This window comes from Streptomyces sp. NPDC001851, assembly GCF_040297165.1.
Taxonomy (GTDB): Bacteria; Actinomycetota; Actinomycetes; order Streptomycetales; family Streptomycetaceae; genus Streptomyces.
This window is the reverse complement of sequence record NZ_JBEOYR010000006.1, coordinates 1-17,703: the sequence shown is the minus strand read 5'-3', so window position 1 is coordinate 17,703 and position 17,703 is coordinate 1. Positions and strand designations below refer to the sequence as shown.

Annotated in this window: 16 protein-coding genes; 12 read left to right on the top strand and 4 right to left on the bottom strand. The window is 69.9% G+C overall.

The features are described from left to right. From ABT171_RS10095 to ABT171_RS10085, 3 genes are all read left to right on the top strand, one after another. Complete coding sequence (locus ABT171_RS10095; RefSeq protein WP_351241808.1) at window positions 1-471, top strand: NUDIX domain-containing protein; 471 nt, start codon at window positions 1-3, stop codon at window positions 469-471. 484 nt (window positions 472-955) lie between these two features. Next, window positions 956-1,567, top strand: a complete 612-nt coding sequence (locus ABT171_RS10090; RefSeq protein ID WP_351241806.1) for a hypothetical protein — start codon at window positions 956-958, stop codon at window positions 1,565-1,567. Between the two features lie 1,174 nt (window positions 1,568-2,741). Beyond that, window positions 2,742-4,163, top strand: coding sequence for a hypothetical protein (locus tag ABT171_RS10085; RefSeq protein WP_351241804.1), 1,422 nt, complete (start codon window positions 2,742-2,744; stop codon window positions 4,161-4,163). Window positions 4,164-4,186: 23 nt separating this feature from the next. Here ABT171_RS10085 and ABT171_RS10080 read toward each other — a convergent pair whose 3' ends face one another. Both ABT171_RS10080 and ABT171_RS10075 read right to left on the bottom strand, forming a co-directional pair. Next, entirely contained in the window at window positions 4,187-4,717 is a 531-nt protein-coding gene (locus tag ABT171_RS10080) for a VOC family protein (protein ID WP_351241802.1), read from the bottom strand. 171 nt (window positions 4,718-4,888) lie between these two features. Beyond that, the gene (locus ABT171_RS10075) at window positions 4,889-5,374 is read right to left on the bottom strand and encodes an RICIN domain-containing protein (protein ID WP_351241800.1); all 486 of its coding nucleotides are present in this window, start codon (window positions 5,372-5,374) and stop codon (window positions 4,889-4,891) included. Window positions 5,375-5,495: 121 nt separating this feature from the next. On the opposite strand from ABT171_RS10075, the gene ABT171_RS10070 reads away from it, so the two are divergent. From ABT171_RS10070 to ABT171_RS10030, 9 genes are all read left to right on the top strand, one after another. Further along, window positions 5,496-6,389: a calcium-binding protein gene (locus ABT171_RS10070; RefSeq protein ID WP_351241798.1), complete on the top strand. Its 894-nt coding sequence runs from the start codon at window positions 5,496-5,498 to the stop codon at window positions 6,387-6,389. 147 nt (window positions 6,390-6,536) lie between these two features. Then, window positions 6,537-7,421, top strand: coding sequence for a DUF2797 domain-containing protein (locus ABT171_RS10065; RefSeq protein ID WP_351241796.1), 885 nt, complete (start codon window positions 6,537-6,539; stop codon window positions 7,419-7,421). 96 nt (window positions 7,422-7,517) lie between these two features. Beyond that, the gene (locus ABT171_RS10060) at window positions 7,518-7,874 is read left to right on the top strand and encodes an antibiotic biosynthesis monooxygenase family protein (protein ID WP_351241794.1); all 357 of its coding nucleotides are present in this window, start codon (window positions 7,518-7,520) and stop codon (window positions 7,872-7,874) included. A gap of 100 nt (window positions 7,875-7,974) precedes the next feature. Next, window positions 7,975-8,715, top strand: coding sequence for a response regulator transcription factor (locus tag ABT171_RS10055; RefSeq protein ID WP_351241792.1), 741 nt, complete (start codon window positions 7,975-7,977; stop codon window positions 8,713-8,715). Next, a complete protein-coding gene (locus ABT171_RS10050; RefSeq protein ID WP_351241790.1) occupies window positions 8,712-10,319 on the top strand; it encodes a sensor histidine kinase in 1,608 nt (535 codons plus the stop codon). The genes ABT171_RS10055 and ABT171_RS10050 overlap by 4 nt, the downstream gene beginning before the upstream one ends. 14 nt (window positions 10,320-10,333) lie before the next feature. Then, the gene (locus ABT171_RS10045) at window positions 10,334-11,716 is read left to right on the top strand and encodes a bifunctional glycosyltransferase family 2/GtrA family protein (RefSeq protein ID WP_351241788.1); all 1,383 of its coding nucleotides are present in this window, start codon (window positions 10,334-10,336) and stop codon (window positions 11,714-11,716) included. Beyond that, complete coding sequence (locus ABT171_RS10040; RefSeq protein WP_351241786.1) at window positions 11,713-13,911, top strand: glycosyltransferase family 39 protein; 2,199 nt, start codon at window positions 11,713-11,715, stop codon at window positions 13,909-13,911. The genes ABT171_RS10045 and ABT171_RS10040 overlap by 4 nt, the downstream gene beginning before the upstream one ends. Window positions 13,912-13,960: 49 nt before the next feature. Beyond that, complete coding sequence (locus ABT171_RS10035) at window positions 13,961-15,355, top strand: MFS transporter (RefSeq protein WP_351241784.1); 1,395 nt, start codon at window positions 13,961-13,963, stop codon at window positions 15,353-15,355. A 70-nt stretch (window positions 15,356-15,425) separates the two neighbouring features. Further along, window positions 15,426-16,187, top strand: a complete 762-nt coding sequence (locus tag ABT171_RS10030) for a TetR/AcrR family transcriptional regulator (RefSeq protein ID WP_351241782.1) — start codon at window positions 15,426-15,428, stop codon at window positions 16,185-16,187. On the opposite strand, the gene ABT171_RS10025 is transcribed toward ABT171_RS10030, so the two are convergent. Further along, window positions 16,188-16,661, bottom strand: a complete 474-nt coding sequence (locus ABT171_RS10025; protein ID WP_351241780.1) for a PPOX class F420-dependent oxidoreductase — start codon at window positions 16,659-16,661, stop codon at window positions 16,188-16,190. It abuts the gene before it with no gap. Window positions 16,662-16,710: 49 nt separating this feature from the next. Further along, window positions 16,711-17,532: a YceI family protein gene (locus ABT171_RS10020; RefSeq protein WP_351241778.1), complete on the bottom strand. Its 822-nt coding sequence runs from the start codon at window positions 17,530-17,532 to the stop codon at window positions 16,711-16,713. Window positions 17,533-17,703 lie beyond the last annotated feature (171 nt).

Sequence of the window (17,703 nt, the reverse complement as noted above, 5' to 3'; positions counted from 1 at the left end):
ATGGCACGAACCGAGTACTACGACGACCCAGCGGCACCGGAGCCGAACAGCCTGGTGGTCGCAGCGTCCGCCGTGGTCACCGACGACGAAGGGCGCATTCTCCTTCAGCGCCGACGGGATAACGATCTCTGGGCGCTGCCAGGTGGCGGCATGGAGATGTCCGACTCACTCCCGGGAACGGCCGTCCGCGAGGTGAAGGAAGAAACCGGTCTGGACGTAGAGATCACCGGGCTTGTGGGCACCTACACCGACCCGCGCCACGTCATCGCCTATTCGGACGGTGAGGTGCGCAGGCAGTTCAACGTCTGCTTCACTGCCCGGGTGATGGGTGGCCGGCTCGCGATCTCGGAGGAATCCACGGAGCTGTGCTTCGTCCAGCCAGAAGAGATCGATCAACTGCCGATGCACCACACGCAGCGACTCAGGATCCGTCACTTCTTGGAGCACCGTGATCGGCCCTATCTCGGCTGATTGAACTGCGACACCCTGGATGTCAGCCGGGGCTAGCGCTTCTTGCGGATCTTGCGCTTCTTCTCCTTTGCTTCCTTCTCTTTATGCTGGGCCACACCGTACGCGGACCACAGGCCCTGATGAACCGGGCATCGGAAGGTGCCTGTCACTACCTTTCGCTGACACGAGCCTCCTGTCTTGGTCGTCGTTCCCCCCCGGCGGGGAAGGCGCACGCTGGATCTGCCAGATGCCCGCGGGCGCACACTGAAGCGCTTCGGGCCCCACCTGGGCGTACGGCCGATCTACTGCCTTGCCGGGCCTCAGTTGCTGCCACGGTGACTCCCGCCGTTCCCTGCTCAATCTGGTGCGGTTGGGGTTCAGGAAAGGTCTCGCAGCCATGGCAATGCGTTGCCCTACCGGGTCTCTGGAATTCTGGCTGCTTACATCAGCAGGCTCGGCTACTTTGGCAAGCAGGGACGGTTTTCTAGCCCCAGGAGGCCGAGCTGTGCAAGCTGAAGTGACTGTGGCAATTGTGGCAGCTGGTATCACTGTCGCCACATGGGTGTTAAGCAGTAGAGCGTCTCGCCTCACACAAAGGGCCGAGTTTATCAGAAATTACACGAACGACTTTTATGACAGTCAGGCGCTGACGTCTATTTTCATGGATATAGACCACGATAGATTCCGCTACGACGAAAGCATCCTTGGCACCGATAAAGAGTTAGACCTGATTCAGTACCTGGATTACTTCAATGCGGTAGGTCACAACTGGTGCCGCGCGGTGATCAAGATCGCCGACATTATGCCGACCACCATAGGGTATGCCGCGCTTCGGTCTTGGGAGAATGAAGGCGTTCGTGCCTACCTTCAACAGATCCGAAGGTGGGATGAGGAAAGGTACTCAGTCAGCACCGGATTTATCTACTTCGAGGAGCTGGCCATACAAATTGGTTGGCTCTGCGGACGGATCCATAGTGGAGTGAATCGCTCCGAGCTGCTCTTTAGTGCCTCGCCGAGGAGAATAACTTTGAGTCGAATATTGGGCTACTACTCGTTGATATCTCGAATCCACCGTTGGTGGTGGAGAGTGACCGGGCCCACTGCCGCTAGGACCTAGGCGATCCATGCGACCGGCCATGTCGAACTTCTCGACCAGGCCCCTCTATCAAGGCGACGGTCACCGGTCAGGGTTGGGCGGCCGAGCCGCTGACCTGCAAATTTCCGACCTTGGGCCGGTTGCGGGTGTTTGGCCTCTTGGGCACCGTGATTCCCCGCTGCTCCCCGCCCGGTCTGGCACGAGAGTGGCACGTAAGGCCGATCGTCGATCCTGTGAGTGTTCACCCACACGGATGCAACTGTCGAGCGAGTCAAATACTAAGAGTGCACCCTGCAAGGGATGCCAGACTGCTCAGAGGGAGGCTGGAGATGGTCCAAGAGGCTGCGCATAACCCCTGCACAGACGCAAAGGCGGCCCTCAAGAAGGCTCAAGACGAAGTCAACCGGACTCGACGACGGATGGACGATGCCCAGAAACAGCTTGATGAGCTGACGGAGCAACAACATCCGGACCCAGAAAAAGTACAGCAGGCAGAAGAGCGGGTCCGATCCGCGACTGAGGCATGGCTGGAAGCGAAACAAGCGGTACTTCAGGCCCAAGACTTGGTAGCGGAGGTCTGTTAGACGCGTGGCCTCAGCCCACGACTCACCCGGCTCCCATCCCGTACGCCAGGGGGCCGCGTCTGCTCGGCTCTGCCTGGGTCGATGGTGCGCGGGATGGGAGCCCCCGGCATCCGCCACGACGGACCCGCGGTCGGCGACGGCGCCCCCTCCATCCCGGTGCCGGCCGATTCCCCGCCGGAGGCACTGTTCTGACCGTCGCGTACACGGTGATCGACTCATGGCCACCGGCCCTATCGCCCGGCGGAGCGGAGCGCAGCCGGGGCTTGACCCCGTAGAGAAAGTTGTGACTCTCAGCCGGGCTGGGCCTGCGGTACTGCGCACCCTGCGAGGCAGCGCTAGCCGGTGCACCGTTGGGAGTTGACGGCGACCCTGACGGCAACGACGGCACACAGAGACCGTTGATCACGGCCAATCCTGCCGAGTGCACAACAGTTCAGAGGCCCCGTGGAGTCATCCACGGGGCCTCTGGCTTTCAGACCGCTTGGCTCCGAACGGAGTCTTCAGCACCGCACACGGCTGCTAATCTCCCCCTTCGCTTGATCGTTTGAAGACCATCCACCGGGGGAGATGGCACTTCGCCTCATCGCCCCATGAATCCGAAGAGGCTGAGGATGAGGATCGGCAAGGCGGCGACGTCCGTGCTGCTGGCGGGTGCGCTCGTGGGCATCCTGTCGGGCTGCGAATCCGACGGTGGCGCCACCGGCGGCGAGAGTGCGCAGGGGGGCGGCACCGGAGGTACGAGCGGCGCCCCGCTGAAGAGCAGGATCACTGTGCCGGCCGCCTTCGACAGCGCCAAGGGCTGGGAGGTCCGGGCGGACTGGCTTCCTCAGGGGCAGCCCTTGCCCTATGCGGTTTCGGGGAAGGGTGATTCCGTCGCCTACCTCGACAAGACCGCGCAGGGCTATGTCCTCAACGTCCGGGAGGCGTCGTCCGGCAAGGTGCTGTTCACGAGCAAGCCGTGGAAGGGCCCCGAGCCCGCCAAGGAGCAGGGCGACGAGCAGTCCGGCGCGCCGGCGGTCCCGCAGATCGCCTTGATCCCTGGTGCACAGCGCGACTACTTCGCAGTGTGGGCGCGCGGTGAGGCCCGCAAGGACGAGCTCCACGAGTACAAGGAGGTCATCTCCGTGGCCTTCTATCCCGCCGACGCCTCCGGGAAGAGTGTTTCCCCGGTAGGCGCGGGGAACGCCGAGGCGCCGGACGGCGAGTTCGACCGGCCCGGCGTCTTCCCCGGGCCCGGGGGCCTGGTCGTCACCTCGTACGGCGGCGACAGCATCCTGGTGTCTCCCGACGGCAAGGTCACCGACACCGGCAACGCGAAGGTGACGCTGAACGGGAAGGCGGTCGACCCCGACTACCGCATGTCGTTCCAGGGCCCGACGGGCCTCGTGACCAACGGCGAAGAGGGCGTCGGGGGTGACGGCGGTTTCGGCGCCGACGGCGGCTGGCAGAGTACGAAGGTGGCTCCGCCCGGCGTCGAAGCCGTCCGCAAGGAAGAGAACGTGGGCTTCGGCACGGACGAGACGCCGAACGGCCGCATCGTCGGTGCCGCCGGCAACCACGTGATCGCCAACTGGCTCAAGGGGGCGGACGACGTCTCCGCCGTCCACGACCTCGCGACCGGCGCCGTCCAGGCCACCGCCCCGTGCCGAACCAAGGAGACCGAGTACGGCGCGGACGCTCCGAGCCCGAACAACCTCGCGGAGGTGCGGCCGGCCCTGTCCCCCAACGGCCGCTATCTGGTCAAGGGCGGCATTGTCTTCGACCTGAAGACGGGGAAGGGCGCGTGCACCGACAGGGGTGAGGGCGCCAGGAAGATCACCCTCGCGGCTGTCGGCGACGACGGTACCGCCTACGGTCTTGCCGGCGAGGACACGCCGAGGACTCCGGTCTCCGTGTCCGTCACCACGGGCGCCGCCAAGCCCCTGGCGGGAGCGACCATTACCCCGAACGCCATCGCCAAGGGGGCGGGCGTGTTCGTCACCTACGCCGGCACGGACAGCATGCACCTGATCGTCCTTGACCTGAAGAACTGAAACGCGAGAGGCCCCGGAGAGCTTCAGTTCTCGTGGTCGCCGCGGCCGGCGCCCGGTGGCGTGATGCCGATGGCTTCGAGGTTCCTCGCCTCCTGGCTGGCCGGATCAAAGGGCTTCGCCGCGGTGAAGACGATCCGTGCGTTCTCGGGGGTGGTCACCGCCACATCACGGGTGTTCCAGGGGGTGTCCCGTGGACCGTCGACCGAGTGCGGGCGCACCGCGCGGCAGGCCTCGACCAGGGAGTCGACCTGGCTGAGCACGCACGCGAAACTGACGCTCATCGCGGGTGCCTGCTCCGGAACGTCCGGCGCCGTGACGAGGAGTACGTCCTGGAACGCCCACCGGCGCAGATGCACGAGCCTGCCGGGGATGCTGAACAGCTCGAAGAACCCGAGCCCGCGGATCCAGAAGTCCACCGACGCCGCCAGATCGCTCGTGGGGATTGTCACGAACGCGGGCATTCCGTAGATGCCGCGGAACGGCTCCGGCGGAACCGCGTCCGGGCCGGGAGCGGGCACGGGACTCATCTCGAACGCGTTGTAGTAGTCGCTCATGCACCCCACCCTCCATCCTCACGCGACGTGAGGATCAAGCCGGGCCCGTGCGTCTCGCTCTGCTCCAAAGCGCCGTGAGCGCGCGGACGACGACCCCGCCAGGAACGTGTCCTGGCAGGGCCGTCGTCCGCCGAAGGCGTCCGGCCGGGTGGTCCCAGCCCGCCGCTGAGGTCAGCCGCGCGGGCTGCGCCAGCGCCAGAACTGGTCCGAGTAGGGTCCGACCTGGTCGACCTCCAGGGTGGTCTCCGCCCCATGGCAGCCCTCGACCGGCGAGATCACCAGTCGTTCGTCCAGCGCCGAAGCGATGACCACATCGGCCTGAGCGGGGTCGGCCTGGACCATCCGCCAGAGCTGCCCCTTGTGACTGCCGTTCCAGCGATCCTGGTAGACGACGGCCTTCGGGTGCTTGTCCCTGACCGTCAGGTACAGATCGTCCCGCCCGTTCTTGATCCGCCACAGTCCTTCCTCGTCGGCGGCCAGGAACTCCCACATGTCCTGCTTGTTGCTGGTGCGGAAGTCCCCCCGCCACAGCCGGACCTCTCCGGGGTCATGTGTGTGACCGATCGGTGTGATGAACAGGCCGCTGACCGAGTGCGGGCGCCCAGCTCGTCGACGGTGGGCGGCCTGGGCGGTGAACCCGGTCGAAAAAAGGTTCATCTTTCATGCAACCGTTCGCAGTTCCCGTGGGTCTCCGGTACGAGTCGCCAGACTCCTCAGAACCGTCGGGCCCGCGAGTCCCCCACCTCGCTGAGGCCCCATTCCTCACTTGGGGAACAACATGCGCATTCGTGCCAGCCTGGCCGCCGCGGCCCTCTCCGGTGCCGCGGCCATGACCGCCCTGGCCGTACCGGCCGCGCACGCCGAGGGGAACCCGGCTGCCGCCAAGGCCGAGCAGTTCAAGAGCGCCCACCAGGCGCCGAGCAAGCAGCAGTCCGTCGCCGCGTCGCCCGCCACCGGGGAGGACGGTGACATCCAGGTCACCAAGGTCACCGTCAACGCCGACAAGGACGTCGTCGTCGGCCTGTCGCCGAAGTCGTTCAACGTCTATGTGACGGTGACCGACCCCTCGGGCATCCTGCAGGGGCAGCACGACGTGGACGTCGCCCTGTGGCACGGCACCAGCCTGGAGTCCGGCGACGTCGACGGCTTCCTCTGGAACCAGGACGGCGCCGAGAGCTGCGACTACTGGAGCGCGTCCGCCGCCACCTGCAAGTTCACCATCACGGCCAAGCCCGGCGAGGCCGACGGGCTGTGGCGCAGCGAGCTGAACGGCAAGTGGAACGTCACCGTCTACGCGTCCGCCAACGACGGGGACGCCATGGAGGACGACTTCTACAAGAACCACTGGGTCAAGCGCGCCAGCAGCTTCAGCGGCTTCAACGCCGGCCCCGAGCCCGTCGCCAAGGGCAGGACCATCACCGTCTCCGGCACCCTGAACCGCGCCAGCTGGAGCTACCTGAAGTACTACGGCTACGGCAGCCAGCCCGTCCAGCTGCAGTTCAAGAAGGCGGGCACCAGCACCTACAGCACCGTCAAGACCGTGACGACCTCCTCCAGCGGTTACGCGAAGACCACGGTCACCGCCTCCGCGGACGGCACGTGGCGCTTCCACTACGCGGGCAACGGCAACTCGTCCGTCGCCGACGCCTACGACTACGTCGACGTCCGCTGATCCACGGGATCCGCTGATCACCGCTGAGTGAGACTGAAGGCCCCGGAGCGATCCGGGGCCTTCGTCATGCGCCTCCCCGCCCGCGCCCCGCCCCCTCCCGGGCCGCCCCCGGGGCACTGTCCGACCCGGCCTCTACGCTCACGAGTGATGGCACACGTATGGACATGCGCGGGACTGCGCTGGACACCGGACGGCCCCGTGCTCATGTGGGACGGCGGGCGGCGCAGTGCCCTGCCCCGGGGGAAGCGGGTCGCGTTCGCCGTGGCGGCGGGCTCGACGCGGCGGTGCGTCGGGGCGCGCGGGCACGCCTGCCCGGTGCGTGCCGTGGTGCCGGGGCGGAGTACGGGGGCCCGGTGCGAGGAGTGCGCGCGGCTGGACCGGGCGCACTCCGTGGCCGCCGACACGATCGCCGGTGATCCGCGGCCGTACCGGGTGTATCTGGCGTGGTTCGGTCCCGGGATGGTCAAGGTGGGGATCACCGCGGTCGAGCGGGGCCCGGCCCGGCTGCTGGAGCAGGGTGCCGTCTGTTTCAGCTGGCTGGGCACCGGACCGCTGATGGCCGCCCGGCGCACGGAGGAGCTGCTGCGGGCCGCGCTCCGGGTACCGGACCGGATTCCGTACGCCGGGAAGCGTGCGGTGCGGTCGGCGCTGCCGGAGACCGCGGCGCAGCGTGCGGGGGAGGTGCGGGAGCTGCACGCGCGGGCCGGGGCGCTCAGTGGCTGGCCCGAGTCGCTGCGGCCGGAGCCCTGTGAAGTGGTCGACCACGCGGGCATGTTCGGTCTCGCCGGTGCTCCGGCCGCTCTCGGGGAAGTGGTGGAACTCGTCCCGGGTGGCGGTGTGAGCGGTGAGCTGGTCGCTGCCGCCGGGCCCGATCTGCATCTGGCGGTCGCCGGAGACCGGCGCGGGGTCGTCGTCCTGGACACCCGGCTCATGACCGGCTGGGAACTGGTGCCCCCGACGGCTTCGGGGACCGGCGCCGAATGCGCCTTCCCGGTGCGGGAGTTCACACAGCCGCCGGAGGGCCTGTTCTGAGCGTCCCGGGGGCCAGGGCAAAGACTTCGATCCCGTACGGATCCCTTTCGGTAAGGGCCATGGCCCCGAAGGCGCCCCTGGGCGAACGTGGTTGACATGAGCGATCAAACGGACGCCCCTGCATCACCCGCCTGCCTTCCCGAACCCCCTTACTACGCCGTCGTCTTCACCTCCGTCCCCACCGACACCGACCCCGACGGATACCAGCGCACCGCCGAACACCTCTCCCGCCTCGTCCGCGAAGTCCCCGGCTTCCTCGGCGAGGACGCCGCCCGCACCCCCGGCGGACTCGCGGTCTCCGTCGCCTACTTCCGGGACCTCGCCGGGATCGAGCGGTGGCGGGACCACCCGGCGCACCTCGCGGCCAAGCGACGCGGCCGGGAGCGCTGGTTCGAGCGGTACGCGATCCATGTCGCCAGGGTCGAGCACGCGCACGTCTTCGCGCGGGAGTGAGCGCTTCCCAGGTGCTTCCTGAGAGACACCTGTGTGTTTCTCAGGGAAATCACAGACATCGGAAAGCGTCTTCTCAGAGGACCCCGACAAGGTGTCCACCATGACCACGACCTCGCCCCGGGGGCGCACCGAACTGCTGAGGCCGGACGGGAGCCCCGTCCGCGTGCTGGTGGTGGACGACGAGCTGTCGATCACCGAACTGCTGAGCATGGCCCTTCGTTACGAGGGCTGGCAGATCAGGAGCGCGGGGGACGGGCAGGGAGCCGTGCAGACCGCCCGTGAGTTCCGGCCCGACGCCGTCGTACTGGACATGATGCTGCCCGACATGGACGGGCTCACCGTGCTGGGGCGGCTGCGGCGTGAACTGCCGGACGTGCCGGTCCTGTTCCTGACCGCCAAGGACGCCGTCGAGGACCGTATCGCCGGGCTCACCGCCGGCGGCGACGACTACGTCACCAAGCCGTTCAGCCTGGAGGAGGTCGTGGCCCGGCTGCGCGGGCTCATCCGGCGGTCCGGGGCCGCCGACCGGCGGACGGACTCCGTGCTCGTCGTCGGTGACCTGACGCTCGACGAGGACAGCCACGAGGTGTCGCGGGCCGGGGAGAACATCCACCTCACCGCCACCGAGTTCGAGCTGCTGCGCTTCCTCATGCGCAACCCGCGGCGTGTGCTCAGCAAGGCCCAGATACTCGACAGGGTCTGGTCGTACGACTTCGGCGGCCAGGCCAACGTCGTCGAGCTGTACATCTCCTACCTGCGGCGGAAGATCGACGCGGGCCGTGAGCCGATGATCCACACGCGGCGCGGAGCCGGTTACCTGATCAAGCCCGCCGTGTCATGAGCGGGCGACGACGGACGCGTCCGCGGACAGGCCGGGCGGGACAGCCGCGGACCCTGCGGGCGCGGCTCGTCGTCGCTTCCGTGGTGCTGATCGCCGTCGTGTGTGCGGTGATCGGGACGGTGACGACCCTGGCGCTGCGGACTCATCTGTACGACCAGCTGGACGGGCAGGTGGCGGAGGCCGGCAAGCGCCTGTCGGGGCCCATGCGGCCCGGCGGCATGCACGACCCGGGGCTGACGGACCGGCTGACGGTCTTCGTCAAGGGACCGACGCAGCCGAAGACCATCGCCGCCGAGGTCGGTGCCGACGGCAGGGTCACCCGGGCGGTCTTCGCCAGGAAGGCCTCCACCGAGAACGGCCCCTACCAGCGGAACGATGCCGTCCCCCTCGGCGACGAGCGCATCGACGCCCTCAACAGGGTGCCCCACACGAAAGGCACGCACACCGTCGGCATCCCGGGCCTGGGCGAGTACCTCGTGCGGTACGTCACCGGAGCCGAGGGCACCTACTACGTCGCCCTGCCGACCGAGACGGTCAACAACACGATCGACACCCTGATCCTCGTCGAGGTGAGCGTCACCGCCGCCGGTCTCGTCGCCGCCGGTCTCGCCGGACACGTACTCGTCGGTGTCGCCACCCGCCCCCTGCGCCGGGTGGCCGCCACCGCCACCCGGGTCTCCGAACTCCCCCTGCACACCGGCGAGGTGAACCTCAGCGAGCGGGTCCCGGAGTCCGAGTGCGACCCGCACACCGAGGTCGGCCAGGTCGGCGCCGCGCTCAACCGGATGCTCGACCATGTGCACGGTGCGCTGCACGCCCGGCAGCAGAGCGAGACGCGGGTACGGCAGTTCGTCGCCGACGCCAGCCATGAGCTGCGCACCCCCCTCGCCTCCATCCGGGGGTACGCCGAGCTGACCCGGCGCGGGCGCGAGCAGGTGGGGCCGGACACGCGGCACGCGCTCGGGCGGATCGAGTCCGAGGCCGGGCGGATGACCCTCCTCGTCGAGGATCTGCTGCTGCTCGCCCGGCTGGACGCCGGCCGGCCGCTGCAGTTCGAGCAGACCGATCTCATCCCGCTCGTCGTGGACACCGTCAGCGACTCCCGCGCGGCCGGCCTGGACCACAACTGGCGGCTCGACCTGCCGTCCGAGCCCGCGCTCGTGTCCGCGGACGCCGCCCGCATCCAGCAGGTGCTGGTCAACCTGCTGGGCAACGCCCGCAAGCACACCCCGCCCGGTACGACCGTCACCGCGCGCGTGCGGCGGCGCGGGCCATGGATGTGCGTGGCCGTCGAGGACGACGGGCAGGGCATTCCGCCGGACCTGCTGCCGCATGTCTTCGAGCGGTTCGCCCGAGGGGACTCCGCGCGGTCCCGGGCGACGGGGTCCACCGGACTCGGGCTCGCCATCGTGCAGGCCGTCGCCGCCGCGCACGGCGGTGCCGTGACCGTGGACAGCGTGCCCGGACGGACCGTGTTCACGGTGCATCTGCCCGCGCTCGCCCCGCAGCCGCAGCCGCAGCCGCAGCGACAGCCGCAGCCGAGCCGGCGACAGCACTCACAGGCACGGCACAGCGCCACCACACGGGTGGAACAGGGGGCCTGACGAGAGTCGGCCCCATGCGAACCGACTCTTCTCCCGGCACCCTGCCGGCGCGGGAGCACCTCCCGGCCGCAGACGCCGGAACGCCTGTCCTGGACGTAGTGATCCCCGTCCACAACGAGGAGAAGGACCTCCGGCCGTGCGTCCGCAGACTGCACGAACACCTCACGCGCACCTTCCCGTACGCCTTCTGCATCACGATCGCGGACAACGCGTCCACGGACACCACCCCGCTGGTGGCGGCGCGGCTGGCGGCGGAGATCCCCGAGGTCGCCGGCTTCCGTCTGGAGCACAAGGGCCGGGGGCGGGCCCTGCGGACCGTGTGGTCGGCCTCGAACGCACCGGTCCTCGCCTACATGGACGTCGACCTGTCCACCGACCTCAACGCCCTGCTGCCGCTGGTGGCACCGCTGATCTCCGGCCACTCGGACCTCGCGATCGGCTCCCGCCTGACCCGCGCCTCCCGGGTCGTACGCGGCCCGAAGCGGGAGTTCATCAGCCGCGCCTACAACCTGATCCTGCGCGGCTCCCTGCAGGCCCGCTTCTCGGACGCGCAGTGCGGCTTCAAGGCCATCCGGCGGGACGTGGCCCAGGTGCTGCTGCCGCTGGTGGAGGACACCGGCTGGTTCTTCGACACCGAGATGCTGGTGCTCGCCGAGCGGGCGGGGCTCAGGATCCACGAGGTGCCGGTCGACTGGGTCGACGACCCCGACTCCACGGTGCACATCGTGAGGACCGCGGCCGAGGACCTCAGGGGCGTCTGGCGGGTCGGCAGGGCACTGGCCGGCGGTTCGCTGCCGCTGGACCGGCTCGCCCGGCCCTTCGGTGACGACCCGCGCGACCGCGAACTGGCCGGAGTCCCCAGGGGACTTGCCCGCCAGCTCGTCGGGTTCTGCGTCGTGGGCGGCCTGTCCACCCTCTTCTACCTCCTCCTCTACAGCGTCTTCCGGCAGTTCTCCGGCTCCCAGACCGCCAACGCCCTCGCGCTGCTGGTCTCGGCGATCGCCAACACGGCCGCCAACCGCCGGCTCACCTTCGGGGTGCGCGGCCGGGGCGGCGCCGTACGGCACCAGGCGCAGGGCCTGGTCGTCTTCGGTATCGGCCTCGCCCTGACCAGCGGCTCGCTGGCCGCCCTCGACGCGGCCGGTGACAGCCCGGCGCACTCCACGGAACTGGCGGTGCTCGTCGCCGCCAACCTCGCCGCGACCGTGCTGCGGTTCCTGCTCTTCCGCGCCTGGGTCTTCCCGGACCGCGGCGAGTCCGACGCCGCCCCCACGATGACCGCCACCCCGGTCCAGCCCTCACCGACCGACAGCCGCGCACCGCTGCCCCAGCGGGCGGTGCCGTACCGGACGTCGTACCCGACCACCGCCGACACCCACCCGGGGGACCCTCGATGACCACCCACCAGCGGAGCGGTACGACCGGGTGGGGGCCGCCTCCCACGGTTCCCCCGCGGACGCCTCAGCCGCGCACGCCCCGCGAGCCCGTCCTGCGCAGACTGTGGCGCGGCCGGCCCGAGGACCCGGGCTGGGCGCGCCCGGCCCTCCTCGGCCTGCTGGCCGCCACCCTCCTGCTCGACCTGTACGGCCTCGGCGCCTCCGGCTACGCCAACTCCTTCTACTCGGCGGCCGTACAGGCCGGCAGCAGGTCCTGGAAGGCGTTCTTCTTCGGCTCGCTGGACGCGGGCAACGCCATCACCGTCGACAAGCCGTCGGCGTTCCTGTGGCCGATGGAGCTGTCGGTCCGGATCTTCGGCCTGAACTCATGGGCGATCCTCACACCCCAGGTCCTCATGGGCGTCGGCACGGTGGCGGTCGTGTACGCGGCCGTACGGCGCCGGTTCAGCCCGGTGGCCGGTCTGATCGCGGGCGCGGTGCTCGCGCTCACCCCGGTCGCCGCGCTGATGTTCCGGTTCAACAACCCGGACGCGATGCTGGCCCTCCTGATGTCACTGGCCTGCTACTTCGTCGTACGGGCGGTGGAGGACGGCCGGACCGGGTGGCTGGTGCGGGCCGGCGCCGCGATCGGCCTCGCCTTCCTCGCCAAGACCCTGCAGGCCTTCCTGATCCTGCCGCCGCTGGCGCTCGGCTACGCCGTCTGCGGCCCGGTGAAGCTGCGCAGGCGCCTGGCCCAGCTGGGCCTGGCCACCGTCGCGCTCGTCGTCGCGGGCGGCTGGTGGGTGGCGGTCGTCGAGCTGTGGCCGGCCTCCTCCCGGCCCTACATCGGCGGTTCGCAGCACAACAGCTTCCTGGAGCTGACCTTCGGCTACAACGGATTCGGCCGGCTCAGCGGCGACGAGACCGGCAGTGTGGTCCCCGGTGGCGGCGGCAGGGGCGGTGGGCAGTGGGGCCGGACCGGCTGGGACCGGATGTTCGGCTCCGAGGTCGGCGGCCAGATCTCCTGGCTGCTCCCGGCCGCGCTGGTCCTGCTGGTCGCGGGCCTGTGGGCGACGCGCGGGCTGCGCCGTACGTCCGTCACCCGGGCGTCGTTCCTGGTGTGGGGCGGCTCGCTGCTGGTCACCATGGTGGTGTTCAGCTACATGGCGGGCATCTTCCACCAGTACTACACGGTGGCCCTCGCGCCGTACCTCGCGGCCGTCGTCGGCATGGGGGCCGGGCTGCTGTGGGAGAAGCGCGCGGAGACCTGGGCGGCGATCACCCTCGCCGCGTCCGTCGTGGCCGCGGCGGCCTGGGGCTACGTCCTGCTCTACCGCACCCCCGCCTACCTCCCCTGGCTGAAGTGGCTGGTGCTGATCGGCGGTCTGACGGCGGCGCTGGGCCTGGTCTTCGCCGGGAGGATCTCCCGGCGGCCGGCCCTCGGGGCGGTGGCCGTGGGCCTGGTGGCCGCGCTCGCCGGACCGACGGCGTACACCCTCAGCACGGTGGACTCCGCGCACACCGGCTCCATCCCGACGGCGGGCCCGGCGGGCGCGAGCAGGATGGGCTTCGGCGGCGGCCGGGGTCCCCTGGGCGGCGGCATGCGGGGCGGCTTCGGCGGCGGGATGCCGGGTCAGAAGGGTCAGAAGGGCCAGAACGGCCAGAACGGCCATGGATTCCCGGGCGGAGGCCTCGGCGGCGGCCCGCCCGGCCGCCAGGGCCAGAACGGTCAGGGCCAGAACGGTCAGGGCCAGAACGGGCAGGGCCGGAACGGCGGCGGATTCCCGGGCGGTGGCTTCCCCGGCGGCGGCCGGATGGGCGAAGGCGGCGGGGGCGGCGCTGGTGGCTTCGGCGGCCTGCTGAACGGCGCGCACGTGTCGTCGGCCGCCAAGCGGCTGCTGGAGAAGGACGCCTCGAAGTACACCTGGGCCGCCGCGTCCATCGGTTCCCAGAACGCGGCCGGCTACCAGCTCGCCACCGGTGACCCGGTGATGGCGATCGGCGGCTTCAACGGCACCGACCCGTCCCCGACGCCGGCGCAGTTCAAGAAGTACGTGGCGGAGGGAAGGATCCACTACTTCATCGCCGGCGGGGACATGGGCCCCGGCTCCCGCTCCGGCACGTCCTCGCAGATCAGCTCGTGGGTACAGAGCAACTTCAAGAAGGTCACGGTCGGCCGGGCCGCCTTCTACGACCTCACGCGGAAGGGCAGCTGACGGAAAACCGTGTTGTACACCGTATAGCTCCGTCTATACGGTGTACAACATGTCTCCGTCCACCGCACCCCCGGGCCACCCCAAGCGCTGGCTGATCCTCGGTGTCATCTGCCTCGCCCAGCTCACCGTGCTGCTCGACAACACCGTGCTGAACGTGGCCATCCCCTCGCTCACCCGCGAGCTGCACGCGGCCACCTCCGACATCCAGTGGATGATCAGCGCCTACTCCCTGGTGCAGTCCGGGCTGCTGCTCACCGCGGGCAGCGCCGCCGACCGCTACGGCCGCAAGAAGATGCTCATGGCGGGGCTCGCCCTGTTCGGCGTCGGCTCGCTGACGGCCGGACTCGCCGGCTCCACCGGCCAGCTGATCGCCGCGCGGGCCGGCATGGGCATCGGTGGCGCCCTGCTGATGACCACCACGCTGGCCGTCGCGATGCAGATCTTCGCGCCCGAGGAGCAGCCGAAGGCGATCGGCATCTGGAGTGCGGTGAACGCGCTGGGCTTCGCGGCCGGTCCGCTCATCGGCGGATTCCTGCTCGACCACTTCTGGTGGGGCGCGATCTTCCTGATCAACGTCCCGGTCGCCGCACTCGGCCTGGTGGCGGTGGCGGCCCTCGTACCGGAGTCGAAGAACCCTCGCGGGGACCGTCCCGACCTGCTCGGCGCGCTCCTGTCCACCATCGGCATGGCCTCGCTCGTGTACGCGATCATCTCCGGCCCCGTCCACGGCTGGGCCTCCCGGCACGTACTCGGTTCGGCGGCCGTGGCGGTCCTGGTGCTGTCCCTGTTCGCCTGGTGGGAGAGCAGGATCGCCGACCCGATGCTCGACCTGCACTTCTTCCGGGACCGGCGGTTCACGGGGGCGGTCGCCGGGGCCGTGCTGCTCATGTTCGGGATCGGCGGTGCGCTCTTCCTGCTGACGCAGCATCTGCAGTTCGTCCTCGGCTACGCACCGCTGGAGGCGGGCCTGCGGACCGCTCCGCTGGCGCTCACCGTGGTGCTGCTCAATTTCAGCGGTCTGTCGGCGAAGTGGTCCGGCCGGCTGGGCACGCCGGTGTCCATCGCGCTCGGAATGGTGCTGATGGCGGCGGGTCTCGTGGCCATCGCGGAGCTGGACGCCGGGGGTTACGGCGGGACGCTGCTCGGTCTGCTGCTGATCGGCGCGGGGTGCGCCGTCGCGAACCCGGCGATGGCCCACGCGATCATGAGTGCGATTCCTCCGGAGCGGGCGGGGGTGGGGGCCGGGATCAACGGAACGCTGGCCGAGTTCGGCAACGGTCTCGGTGTCGCCGTGCTGGGCGCCGTGCTCAGCTCCTCCGTGGCGTCGGGGGAGTCGTTGTCCGCCGGGCTCGGCGCCGGTCAGCTGGTCGGGGCTGTCGCGGTGCTGGTGGGCGGGCTGGTGGCCGCGGGGCTTCTGAAGCGGGCGGAGCGGAGGATCGCCTGACGGCCCGGGGGTCCGGGCAGGTGTCCGCCCCTTAAGTTGGACCAGTGGCCGAAACTAGAAAGGTGCGCCGGTGGTGAAGGAAGCAGGTCGGTCTCCGCGAGCCAGTGTCTGGCTGGAGGGGCAGGCCCGCCGGGGCGGCCGGAGCGGGGGGCAGCCCTCGGGGCTCGACCGGGAGCGGATCACCTCGGTGTCCGTGCGGCTGCTCGATGCCGAGGGGCTGGCGAAGTTCTCCATGCGGCGGCTGGCCGCGGAGCTGAACGTCACCGCGATGTCCCTGTACTGGTACGTCGACACCAAGGACGACCTGCTGGAACTCGCCCTGGACGCGGCCTTCGGCGAGCTGCCGCTGCCCGACCCGGAGAACACGGCGGAGGACTGGCGGGACCAGCTGCGGGGGCTGGCCGACGCGTACCGGGCACTGCTGGTGCGTCACCCCTGGCTGTCGCCGCTGGCCGGCAAGTACCTCAACATCGGCCCCAATGCGCTGGCGTACTCCCGCGCGGTCCAGCGGGTGGTACGGCGCACCGGGCTGCCGGCGCACCGCATGATGGGCGCCATCTCGGCCGTCTTCCAGTTCGTCTACGGCTACGGCACGCTGGAGGTGCAGTTCCTGGGACGGATCGCGGACTCCGGGCTGTCCCCCGACGACTACTTCCAGCAGTCCATGACCGAGGCCCAGCGGCATCCCCAGGCCGCGGACGTCCTCCAGGAGTCCAAGGAGATCATGGACGCCCGCGGCGGGGACACGGTCGCCGAGATGATGGACCGGGACTTCGACTTCGCCCTGGACCTGCTGATCGCCGGCATCGAGGCGATGGTCGACCGCGGCTGACTACTCCTCGCCGGCCGCCAGCCGCGCCGGAAACCCGCCGGTGGCCACCGGCCCCCACCGCTCCGGCGTCACCCGGATGACGGACTTGCCCTGCTTGACCATGGCTTCCCGGTACTCGTCCCAGTCAGGGTGCTCACCGGCGATGGTGCGGTAGTACTCGACCAGCGGTTCCACCGAGTCGGGGGCGTCGACGACCTCGGCCGTGCCGTCGATCTGCACCCAGGGCCCGTTCCACTCGTCGCTCAGCACGACCAGGCTGACCCGGGCGTCCCGCTTGGCGTTACGGGTCTTGGCGCGCTCGGGGTAGGTGGACACGACGATCCGGCCCGCGTCGTCGACCCCGCAGGTCAGCGGCGAGGCCTGCGGTCCGCCGTCGGCGCGGCGGGTGATCAGCAGGGCCCGGTGCCGGGGGCGTACGAAGTCCAGCAGCTCGTCCAGCGATACACGGGTGTTGGTCGCGATGTTCGGTGCCATGGGGGCAGCGTAGGGGCAGGGGGCGCCCCTGTGGCTGACCCTGTCGTGCCTACGCCTGGGGCAGTGAGTCTCCCTGCACCGCCTGGATGTCCAGCTCCACCTTCAGCGTCGTGCCGATCGCCGCGATGCCCGCCTGCAGGACCTGGTTGTAGTTCATGGCGAAGTCCTCGCGGTGCAGTTCGGCCGTGGCGCGGAACGCGGCGCGGGTGCCGCCCCACGGGTCGGCGCCGGTGCCGAGGTAGGCCAGGTCCAGGTCCACCGGTCGTACGACCCCGTGCATGGACAGCTCGCCGTGGACCGTCCAGCGGTCCGAACCCACGGCCGTCACCCCGGTGGAGCGGTAGGTGATCTCGGGGTGCCGCTCCACGTCGAGGAAGTCCCCGGACTTCAGGTGCGTGTCGCGCATGCCGTTGCCCGTGTCGATGGACGCGGCCCTGATCACCGCCTCCACACGGGACTTGGTGACGTCGTCCGGTGCGATCTCGATCGTGCCGCCGAACTCCGTGAACCGGCCGTGCACGCTGGAGATCCCCAGGTGCTGGGCGACCGCGGCGACGGAGGAGTGCACCGGGTCGATGGTCCAGGGCCCGGGCGGCGGCAGTTCGGTGCCGCCCTGCCGGGCCAGGGTGATCGTGCCGGCCTCGGCCCGGCCGCTCCCGGTGACGATCGCGGAGGAGGCCGCGGGCGCGTACCCGACGGCCGTCACGATCACCGTGTAGGCCCCCGGCGCCAGCTCGGTGGCATCCCGTACGGCTCCCTCGGCGTCCGCCTCGGCCCGCAGCACCTGCGTACCGGTCATGTCGGTCACCGTGACGACCGCGTGCGACACGGCCCACCCGTCCCGGGTACGGATCTTCGCGGTCAGTCCCATCCCGCCAACTCCCTGAAAAAGTCTTATAAATCGGTCGTAGAGAACCGGCCTGTGGCACACGGACGTCCGTGTGCCACAGGCCGGCCGGGGCGGAGTAGCGCGGGGGGGGGGGGGGGGGGTGGTTGGGGTGGGCCGAGGGGGCGGGGGGGGGGAGGGGGGGGGGCGCCCGGC